The organism is Delftia sp. ZNC0008 (assembly GCF_000799035.1).
Classification (GTDB): domain Bacteria; phylum Pseudomonadota; class Gammaproteobacteria; order Burkholderiales; family Burkholderiaceae_C; genus Comamonas; species Comamonas tsuruhatensis.
Genome location: NZ_JTKZ01000955.1, coordinates 1 through 6,955, shown reverse-complemented (window position 1 = coordinate 6,955; position 6,955 = coordinate 1). Strand labels below are relative to the sequence as shown.

The window sequence follows — 6,955 nt, the reverse complement described above, 5'->3', positions numbered from 1 at the left end:
CTTTGGCGGTTCCTTTACGGTTCCTATTACGGTTCAATGATGATTTGGGTGCGCCATCTGCACCCCCGGGGTGCGCCATATGCGGGGGGTGAGGTGCGCCATCTGCACCAGGGGGTGCGCCATCTGCACCACCCGGTGCGCGGTTTGCACCCGATGCGCCATCTGCAGGGGGTGCGCTATCTGCGGGGGATGCGCCAGATTCACCCGGTGCGCCATCTGCACCCCTGGCACGAGCGCGCTTTGCTGGAGCCGCCCCGGGGTTGAAACGCGCGGGCGTGATGGTGTAGCTGGTGCTCGAATTGAATCGATACTCACGAAAAACCAGACCCACGGTCTGCAGCCAGGCAATTGCCTCCTGAACAGCGCGCTCCGAAAGGCATGTGCGCCGGGCGATAGTTGAAATTCCAGGCCAGCACACGCCATCGTCGTTGGCCTGGTCGGCCAGCGAGATCAGCACGGCCTTTTGGGATGCACTCATTCCTTGCAGCGGCCAGCAGGCCGCCATGACAACCGTACTCACCGAAGCGTCTCCTCCTGGGCCTGATCAGCCGGCAGACCAAAAGTCTCCGGCGGCGCTCCAAGCGCCTCCACCAGCAGCGGATTGCCCCGCAGCTGACGCACGATCAGACTTGCCTCATGCAACGCTTCTTTCGCATGCTCTTCCAGCAGCGCCTCGATGTAGGCCGGGCGCTCCATGCCCTTGGCCCTGGCCAGCGCGTCCAGCACCCGCAGGGTGTTGGCATCGCACTGCTGCCGCAGCTCCATGGTGTCGGAGCAGCTGGTGCGGCCCGTGCCGCGCGCGAAGGCGACCAGACCGCGGACGACACGGTGCAACCGCCCGTCCGTTGAAGTTAATTTTTCAGCCATGAAAGGCCTCTTGAGAAGAAAAGGTGCCCGCCCTCTCCCGGGGCAAAATGGAAGGTTCCAAGCAACCATTCCCGAGAGGGGCAGACATGAACGAAGAAATCGAAGTTTTGAAAAAGCAAATGGCAGAACTGACCAAGACAATTTCGGTGATGCAGGGCCGCTTCAACGCAGCAACAGTCACACTTGCCGTAACTGCCGCCTGTCTTCCTAAGGAGGTGGCGGCCGACGCAGCAAAGCACCTACGACTGCAAAAAGACCAAATGCAAGGACAGCTCCTCGGAAGCCAAATGCAAGACTTGTCGATTGATTGGCTAAATCGGGAGCTTGATGGGTATCTGACCCAGCTCGACGGCGCCGCAGCTCTGAAAGACTCGGAGGGCTGAGGCTGACGCCGCACTCATCCACGTAGAACTTCTGGTCACGGCGCATGAACTGACCTCTCCGCTTCAACGACCGGCGGCAGCTGGGCGCTGCCGTAGATGTGGTCATAGGTAAGGACCAAGCCGAAATCGCGTGCGGCGTAGGCGATGAGCCGTCCCGCCATCTCAGGCAACAAGGTCTGGCCGCGTTCGTAGTGGTAAACGTTGCCTTGGGTACAGCCGATGCCGTCACCCAAGGCCTTCTGGGTGATTCCGAGGTGTTTTCGGATGCGTCTGAGGTTGCGCATCCTCAAATACTAGCAGTGCTTGTAATTTTGTCAACAGCAGTGCTTTTTGCCGTTTGGCAGCAGTTTTACTAGCCTCGCTATTTATGAGTGAAGAGATCCGCAGAACCCTGACCGATGAGCACCGCGAGGAGTCGCGCAAGCTCAAGAGCCTGTGGGTTGAGCGCAAGGAGCGCGTGTCCCAGGCAGAGTTCGGGCAAACCTATGACATAGGCAGTCAAGCAGCCGTAGGGCACTTCCTCAATGGCAAGGCCGCGATCAGCTTGAAGGCCGCGCGAGGATTTGCAAAAGGATTGGGGTGCGAGATTGCAGACTTCAGCCCCAGGCTAGCTGCGGAAGCGGCTGCGCTGGGCGAGGTTGCCGGTGGCGGCAGTCAGCCGCTGAACTTCACCCAATTGTCCAAAGACGAAATGCAACTCGTCATGGTGTACCGGAGCGTCCCCAAATCGACCCAAGCCAAGTTACTGGCTGACGCTGAGGCGCGACTCCGCCAACACCAGGTAGAGGGGGAGCGACAACCTCCGGTCGCGCCAGGGCGGACTGCTCATCGACGTGTAGCGGCACACTCGGAATAGCCTGATCGCCTTGACTTCCAGCACTCGGCAAAAGCGCCTTCACGTCTACACGTTCGTAGTGCGCGCCAAATAGCAAATGGTGAGCGGAGGCGCAGTACGCTGCAGCCAAGTCCGCCACCTGGAATGCCGTAGGTACGGTCACCCCCGTCTCCCAAGCGGAGACTGTCTGCCTCTTCACGCCCAACAGTTCTGCCACCTCATCTTGCGATAGCGCGCAGCGGCGACGGGCGGCACGCAACCGATCGCCCAGTGCTTTTTTTCGTATTGGCGTCATCGCGTTCTCGCGAAAAACTGTACACACATACAGTATTCACTAATAGTCGCACTTTTGCAAATGCAAGCCAGGCTTGCGCAACTGTGCGTTGCGGCAAGCGCAAGCCTGGCTTGCGGAAAGCCATTTTTGCTATGAGGCAGGAAAAATTACAAGCACTGCTATTGCACGCATAAAAAAGCACTGCTATTATTTCGTCTGTCAGCAGCAATCACGCTGCCGATGGGCGCCACAAACATGCCGCCCTCGTTCATGCAGCCGCTCGGCTGGGTAAACACAGGCACCGCGGGCGGCAGCGGGATACAAAAGGTCGTCGGCGCACTGCCTCACTGAACCAGCCTCTGCTCACGCAGGTAAGAGCTGCCGGGAGACTGGGACAGGCCCCGCAGAACCCTGAGCTGGGGGGATTGGAGAAATACGGCTTGAGGCATGCACTGGGATGCCAAGAAAAGAAAAGCCCAGACCAACGCCCGCCGGAGCGCATCCGGCCTGTCCTCGAAAGAGGGCCATCACGCTGGCGCCCTTTCCCAGGACGCCGCCGCGATGGAGCCGGAGCCATCCGGCAATCTCAACCTTTGGAGTGGGTTCTGACCTGGCTCCATCGACCCACCCACAAGGGCCTGCAGACGCAGGCCCTTTTCATTTCTGGAGGCCCAGCCTATGAATGCACGACTCCCCTCTATCTGCTGGGCCTCAGTGGCCGCTGCGGAGAACGCGGCGCGCTACGACCGCGCCGAGGCAGAAGACGCCGAGCTGGACACCTATGTCCGCGAGTACTACGGCCCACCTTTCACTGCCGAGTTTGTGCAGGAGGCCCTGCAGGCCGCGCAGTACGAGCTGGCCCAGCAGATCGCCGCCGCGAGCGAGCGCATGGGCCAGAGCCTGAACCCCGAACACCCGCAACTGACCGTCATGGGCAATTCCATGGACGAGTGGCTGCGGTCCTATGCCCGCCGACGTGCCCGCGACGACATCGCGGAGCTTCAACGAAACCGCCACTGATCGAGGAGCCACCATGCACCAACATGACGAAATCCCGGACCCGCCGCCGCTGGCATGGCTGATTGCCATGCTGCTGGGCATCAGCCTGCTGTGCCTGCAGGCAACGCTGGACGATGAGCCCGGCAGGGCGCCGCCCGCCACCGTCAGCGCGCTGGCGTGCCCCGGCATGCATGCGGAATGGCTGGACGAGAGGCAAGTGGAATGCCACCGCGAAAAGCCATGAAGCTCTCCGAACTCACCGACGCCGAGAAGGTGCCCATGCTGCTCGAATTGCTTGAAGAGGCCGGGGAAAAACTGGACCGCGCCTGGCCTGCCGGCGGGCGCCGCTACCTGTCCGCCGTCCGCGAAATGCGCGGCGATCCGGAAGACCCGGAATGACCGCCCCATCCACCAAGCGCCACGCCGGCGCCGACCATCGCCCGCTGCTGCGGGCGTTTCTTTTTCCACAACCTGCGAGGTTCCCATGAACGCTGTTTCCAAGAAAGAGGCCGATGCCCTTGAACTGGTGCCGGCGGCAGATTCCACGGCCGCCCCCGCTCCCGCAGCCCTTCCCCCGTCCTTCGCGGCCAACTTCATGCTGACGCTGCAGGAGCGCGGCGCAGGCCTGGAGCAGATCGAGAAGATGATGGATCTGCTGGAGCGCAACGAGCGCCACGAAGCCGAGAAGGCATACAACGAAGCCCTGGCCGCATTCAAGGCCAAGAACATCCGCATCGTGAAGCGCAAGCTGGTGGACTTCCCCGGCAAGAGTGGCGGCAGAACCAGCTACAAGCATGCCGAGCTGGACGACGTGGTGCAGGCCGTTGGTCCAGAGCTGTCGGCCCATGGCTTCGCGTGGTCGTGGAAGACGCACCAGGCCGGCCGGGACATCACCGTGGCCTGCAAGCTTCGGCACCGTCTAGGCCATGCCGAGACAGTCCAACTGACGGCCCAGCCCGACGAGACAGGCGGCAAGAACGCCATCCAGGCCATCATTTCCACCACGACATACCTGCAGCGGCACACGCTCAAGCAGATCACGGGCGTGGCCGAGGCCGGCGAGGATGACGACGGCCAGGGCGGCGCCGCTGCACCGCTCACAGCGCACGCACAGGGCTGGATTGATTGGGCGCTCAGCCATCGCGGCACACCCAAATTTGATGAAGCATGCCGCGAGGTGCGCGGCGAGCTGTCCCGCGACCGGGCCGGGCTCATCGCCTTCAACGCTGCAGTTGCAGGGAGCCAGAAATGACCATCCAGAAGCTCAAAACGCTAGCCCGCGAAAAGGAGCTAGAGGTTATCGAGTACCCGGACGGCCGCGTTCTGCTGGTCGGAGGCCTCGTAAACGTCAACTGGTGGCCCACCAGCCGAAAGCAGACCGCCTACGTTGAAGGGGCGCCGCGCGGCCGGCACTACGCCACCGCCAAGAACGTCATCAACCTTGCAACGAAGGGAGAAGCGTGATGCGTGAAATCCTGTTCCGCTGCTCCAGCATCGGCAAGCTGATGACCGCGCCGGTGAGCATCGATCCCTCGCTCATCACGCCTGAGGTCGAAGCCATCCAGGCGAAGAAGAAGCGCACGGACGAAGAGAAGGCCGTGCTGGAACGCCTCAAGCTGGGCACGCTCAGCGAGACTGCGAAGACCTACATCCGCGAGTTGGTACGACAGGAGCTTTGGGGCGTGGACTTCGAGGTGTCCAGCAAATACACGGATAAGGGCCTGGCAGTCGAAGCCGAAGGCCTGGCCCTACTGAACCGCGTGCGCGGGTTGACCTTGGCCAAGAACACCGAGCGGCGCAGCGACGGCCAGATCACGGGTGAAGCCGACACCGTGGACCTGGTGCGCCGCTGCGGCCACGACCTGAAATGCTCGTGGAGCCTGCAAACCTTCCCCGCATTCGTGCGCGACTGCGAGGACTCGCTGTATGCATGGCAGATGCGCGGCTACATGCGCCTGTGGGACGTGGACCGCTGGGAGGTCAACTACGCCATGGTCAACACGCCCGAGGAACTGCTGGGCCAGTACGAGCCGCAGCAGCTGCACCTGGTCGAGCACATCCCCGAGCACATGCGCCTGACCACCTGGGCCATCGAGCGCGACCGCGCCCTGGAGGCGCAGATGGACGTGAAGCTGGAACTGGCCCGGGCGTACTACGCGCAGTGCATCGCGGAATTCGCGGCCACGCACCCTGAGCCAGCGCCTGCTGCCCGCGAAGTGGCACAGCCGCAGCCCGAGCTGATCGGCTTCGACCTGGCTTCGCAGCCCGAACTGCATGCCGAAGCGATAAGCCCATCACTGCCTGCGCCAGAGGCCGCGCGTCCAGCCGCAACCCAGCCTGCCGCGCTGGACCAACTGCAGTTGCAGGAACTGGTTGCTAACGGCCAGACGTTGAAGCTGGGCCAGATCAACGCGCGCCTGGGTATTTTCGAGATCAGCGCCATGACCGCCAATGCAGTGGGCGTCCAGACCGTCAAGGACCGAGGCGCCGTGCACATGCCTGCCACCAGCTTCGAGGCGTTCTGCAATGGGCTCATCGCCCATATCGCCGATGTGCGCGACAGCTACCAGGCTGAGACATGAGCCTTCGCAGCGTTCTCATTGGCCTTGCAGGCATGAGCCTGCTGGCCGACAGCACTGGCTTCGCCGGTGCATTCCTTTTGGCAGCCGCAATTGCTGCATGACCAGAACTTTTCATCCATGGCCCTACCAAACGACGGGCCCACTTTTCGAAACCCTACCGGAGAAAAAACAATGAGCGAATACAAGACCCTGCTGCAGCAAAAGGCCGAACTGGATGCACGCATCGCTGAAGTGATGAAGACGGAGAAGGCAGGGGCGGTGGCAGAGGTACGCGCCCTGATTCAGCAATACCAGTTGACCGAGCAGGAAGTGTTCCCTGCCAGCCGCACCAAGGCGAAGGGCTCTGTGGGCGAGCCCAAGTACCGTGATCCTGCCACCGGCGCAACATGGACCGGCCGGGGCAAGCCGCCGAACTGGATTCTGGGGAAGGAACGTGAGCAGTTCCGTATTAGCTTAGGCTAGAAAAATCAAGTGGGCATTTGCATTAATGCTCTGCCGCATTTTGCTGAGCCGAATCTATCCGCTCACTCTGCAGAGGCGCTCCGGCAGCTGATGACACATGCCAAAGAGTAGCGCCGACCTGCAGCAAAACAGCGAGTCGAGCGTCATAGTTCCTACCTGCTGGACACAATTCACTTATCACCTGGGCAACCGCATGAACAGCCTCAGTTGGGGATATTTGCGCCCCAAGGTTAGCTAGTTCAATGATTGCATTGATGCTTTCTTTGCGATCCATCTTGGCTCCATTGGTAGCAAGCTAACTGCAACCTCAGGCGTTCATTTCGTCAGCGCCAGGCAGCCAACAACCACGATTGCAGTCAGAAACATATAGGCAAACTATATCAAAACGACCACATGATAGTTGAAAATTTGTTAGCTTGACACCTTTGACAATCTTAATGATTATTAATTGATAATTAAATATCAATAGATTACCCAGAACCTTCACATCCAGAAGAATTGAACAAAACAAGATGACCGACTACAAGACCCTTTTGCAGCAAAAAGCCGAGCT

Annotated in this window: 12 protein-coding genes and 2 pseudogenes; 10 read left to right on the top strand and 4 right to left on the bottom strand. The window is 60.8% G+C overall.

The features are described 5' to 3' along the window. The coding region (locus L995_RS34620) for a hypothetical protein (protein WP_231574575.1) at window positions 1–264 on the top strand (264 nt) is incomplete at its 5' end. Between the two features lie 70 nt (window positions 265–334). Here the strand turns inward: L995_RS34620 and L995_RS34615 are convergent. Both L995_RS34615 and L995_RS30810 read right to left on the bottom strand, forming a co-directional pair. After that, window positions 335–478: pseudogene (locus L995_RS34615) on the bottom strand (helix-turn-helix domain-containing protein); the annotation flags it as partial. A 38-nt stretch (window positions 479–516) separates the two neighbouring features. Continuing rightward, window positions 517–867, bottom strand: coding sequence for a hypothetical protein (locus L995_RS30810; RefSeq protein ID WP_231574574.1), 351 nt, complete (start codon window positions 865–867; stop codon window positions 517–519). An 86-nt stretch (window positions 868–953) separates the two neighbouring features. On the opposite strand from L995_RS30810, the gene L995_RS30805 reads away from it, so the two are divergent. Beyond that, window positions 954–1,250, top strand: coding sequence for a hypothetical protein (locus L995_RS30805; protein WP_047475272.1), 297 nt, complete (start codon window positions 954–956; stop codon window positions 1,248–1,250). Window positions 1,251–1,285: 35 nt separating this feature from the next. On the opposite strand, the gene L995_RS30800 is transcribed toward L995_RS30805, so the two are convergent. Next, window positions 1,286–1,534 (bottom strand): helix-turn-helix domain-containing protein, encoded by a 249-nt coding sequence (locus L995_RS30800; protein ID WP_047475270.1) that lies wholly within the window; start codon window positions 1,532–1,534, stop codon window positions 1,286–1,288. Window positions 1,535–1,617: 83 nt separating this feature from the next. Between L995_RS30800 and L995_RS34610 the strand changes: the two genes are divergently transcribed. After that, complete coding sequence (locus L995_RS34610; protein ID WP_052195901.1) at window positions 1,618–2,106, top strand: helix-turn-helix domain-containing protein; 489 nt, start codon at window positions 1,618–1,620, stop codon at window positions 2,104–2,106. A gap of 91 nt (window positions 2,107–2,197) precedes the next feature. On the opposite strand, the pseudogene L995_RS34940 reads toward L995_RS34610, so the two are convergent. Then, a pseudogene (locus L995_RS34940) lies at window positions 2,198–2,380 on the bottom strand (helix-turn-helix transcriptional regulator); the annotation flags it as partial. A 657-nt stretch (window positions 2,381–3,037) separates the two neighbouring features. Between L995_RS34940 and L995_RS30790 the strand changes: the two are divergent. The 7 genes from L995_RS30790 (at window position 3,038) to L995_RS30765 (ending at window position 6,402) form a co-directional block, all read left to right on the top strand. Then, window positions 3,038–3,379, top strand: coding sequence for a hypothetical protein (locus L995_RS30790; protein ID WP_047475268.1), 342 nt, complete (start codon window positions 3,038–3,040; stop codon window positions 3,377–3,379). A 13-nt stretch (window positions 3,380–3,392) separates the two neighbouring features. After that, window positions 3,393–3,602 (top strand): hypothetical protein, encoded by a 210-nt coding sequence (locus L995_RS30785; RefSeq protein WP_047475266.1) that lies wholly within the window; start codon window positions 3,393–3,395, stop codon window positions 3,600–3,602. Continuing rightward, complete coding sequence (locus tag L995_RS34110; protein ID WP_016452848.1) at window positions 3,599–3,757, top strand: hypothetical protein; 159 nt, start codon at window positions 3,599–3,601, stop codon at window positions 3,755–3,757. Before L995_RS30785 ends, L995_RS34110 begins: the two co-directional genes overlap by 4 nt. An 85-nt stretch (window positions 3,758–3,842) precedes the next feature. Next, window positions 3,843–4,610 carry an ERF family protein gene (locus L995_RS30780; protein WP_047475264.1) on the top strand — a complete coding sequence of 256 codons (768 nt, stop codon included), beginning with the start codon at window positions 3,843–3,845 and terminating at the stop codon, window positions 4,608–4,610. Beyond that, a complete protein-coding gene (locus tag L995_RS30775; RefSeq protein ID WP_047475262.1) occupies window positions 4,607–4,822 on the top strand; it encodes a hypothetical protein in 216 nt (71 codons plus the stop codon). The genes L995_RS30780 and L995_RS30775 overlap by 4 nt, the downstream gene beginning before the upstream one ends. Beyond that, on the top strand, window positions 4,822–5,940 hold the full coding sequence (locus L995_RS30770; RefSeq protein WP_047475260.1) for a hypothetical protein: 1,119 nt from the start codon (window positions 4,822–4,824) through the stop codon (window positions 5,938–5,940). The genes L995_RS30775 and L995_RS30770 overlap by 1 nt, the downstream gene beginning before the upstream one ends. A gap of 171 nt (window positions 5,941–6,111) precedes the next feature. Then, on the top strand, window positions 6,112–6,402 hold the full coding sequence (locus L995_RS30765) for an H-NS histone family protein (protein WP_047475258.1): 291 nt from the start codon (window positions 6,112–6,114) through the stop codon (window positions 6,400–6,402). Window positions 6,403–6,955 lie beyond the last annotated feature (553 nt).

What these genes read in the sequence shown, in the direction of transcription:
- L995_RS30790 (WP_047475268.1), top strand. Translation starts at nt 3,038, where the DNA reads ATGAATGCACGACTCCCCTCTATCTGCTGGGCCTCAGTGGCCGCTGCG.
- L995_RS30770 (WP_047475260.1), top strand. Translation starts at nt 4,822, where the DNA reads ATGCGTGAAATCCTGTTCCGCTGCTCCAGCATCGGCAAGCTGATGACC.
- L995_RS30785 (WP_047475266.1), top strand. Translation starts at nt 3,393, where the DNA reads ATGCACCAACATGACGAAATCCCGGACCCGCCGCCGCTGGCATGGCTG.
- L995_RS34610 (WP_052195901.1), top strand. Translation starts at nt 1,618, where the DNA reads ATGAGTGAAGAGATCCGCAGAACCCTGACCGATGAGCACCGCGAGGAG.
- L995_RS30810 (WP_231574574.1), bottom strand. Translation starts at nt 867, where the DNA reads ATGGCTGAAAAATTAACTTCAACGGACGGGCGGTTGCACCGTGTCGTC.
- L995_RS30765 (WP_047475258.1), top strand. Translation starts at nt 6,112, where the DNA reads ATGAGCGAATACAAGACCCTGCTGCAGCAAAAGGCCGAACTGGATGCA.
- L995_RS34110 (WP_016452848.1), top strand. Translation starts at nt 3,599, where the DNA reads ATGAAGCTCTCCGAACTCACCGACGCCGAGAAGGTGCCCATGCTGCTC.
- L995_RS30800 (WP_047475270.1), bottom strand. Translation starts at nt 1,534, where the DNA reads ATGCGCAACCTCAGACGCATCCGAAAACACCTCGGAATCACCCAGAAG.
- L995_RS30775 (WP_047475262.1), top strand. Translation starts at nt 4,607, where the DNA reads ATGACCATCCAGAAGCTCAAAACGCTAGCCCGCGAAAAGGAGCTAGAG.
- L995_RS30780 (WP_047475264.1), top strand. Translation starts at nt 3,843, where the DNA reads ATGAACGCTGTTTCCAAGAAAGAGGCCGATGCCCTTGAACTGGTGCCG.
- L995_RS30805 (WP_047475272.1), top strand. Translation starts at nt 954, where the DNA reads ATGAACGAAGAAATCGAAGTTTTGAAAAAGCAAATGGCAGAACTGACC.